Annotated in this window: 1 protein-coding gene; it reads right to left on the bottom strand. The window is 60.3% G+C overall.

Going from position 1 to position 1,067, the window contains the following annotated elements; genetic code table 11:
• Window positions 1-968: ISL3 family transposase (locus tag N879_RS10890; protein WP_022983364.1), on the bottom strand; the 968-nt coding region annotated here is incomplete at its 3' end.
• Window positions 969-1,067: the final 99 nt, after the last annotated feature.

The raw sequence follows: 1,067 nt of genomic DNA, 5'->3' as shown, positions 1-1,067 counted from the left end.
CGCCAGCGTCGCCAACCCTCTCGTACGCTGGGGGCGTACCAGACATCCTTCAGGGCATCCTTGAGTACATAGACCGTAGCCAGCGGCTGGTTGGCAGCAAGCAGCTCCTGTAACTGCACGGCCTGTCCGTCCTTCAGGTTGTCGCGGTTGCGCAGCAGCAGCCAACGACTCTGTTTGACCGCCTTTCGTGCCGGCTTGTCTTCGCGCAGGAGGTTGGCCTGGTCGACCCGGATTCGGTCGATCACATCTCGCCCGTAGCGCGCGACCACATGAAACAAGTCGTACACCACTTCGGCTTGAGGGCAATGTTGCTTCACCTCCAGGTCGAAAGCCGTGTTCATGTCCATGGCCACCGCTTCGATCCGTTGGCAGTGCTCGCCGAGCAATTCAAAGAACGGGCGGATCGCCTCGCGGCTGTTGCCGTGGCCGACCCACAGCACCCGTGTTCGCTCGGCATCCATGATTACCGTGGCGTAGCGATGCCCCTTGTGCAAGGCGAATTCGTCCATCACCAAGCGGCGGACGTCGCTCGAATTGAAGGTGCCTACCTCAGCTTCCAAGCGGCGTTTGTCGAGCGTTTTGAGGGTGTGCCAGTGCAGGCCGCTGAGGCGGCTGACGTGGCTAATCGGCAGCAGTCGCAGCAAGCTTTCGAGCCAGATCCGTAACCGCTGGGTCAGGCGAGATGCAGGCTCCAGCCAGTCGACCCGCTCGGTCACCCGACCACAGTTCAGGCAATCGACTCGGCGCACTGGTAGTTGAAGCAGGACGCGCTGATCGAACAAATCACGATCGCGCACCAGACGAATCCGGCGCTCATGAATCAAAGGGCTGAGCTGGCCACAACGCCCGCATTTGGGAACCGAGCCGGCTTGAGGCTCAAGCTCAATCAGAAGGGAGTTGTTGGCGGATGAGCGACAGGCAACGGCTTCATAGCCTGGCCAGAAAGCAGCAAGATCAATAGGATGCACGGCGACAGCAGGGACAGGTGAAGGGTGTGTTTGGCGACTGCCAATTTACCTGCTTCCCTGACTGTCAACTCGCTCTTCCCCCAGAATCCGCGAAGAACC

Origin of the sequence: Alcaligenes sp. EGD-AK7 (assembly GCF_000465875.3) — a bacterium.
GTDB lineage: Bacteria > Pseudomonadota > Gammaproteobacteria > Burkholderiales > Burkholderiaceae_B > Alcaligenes > Alcaligenes phenolicus.
This window is presented reverse-complemented; position numbering and strand designations above follow the sequence as displayed.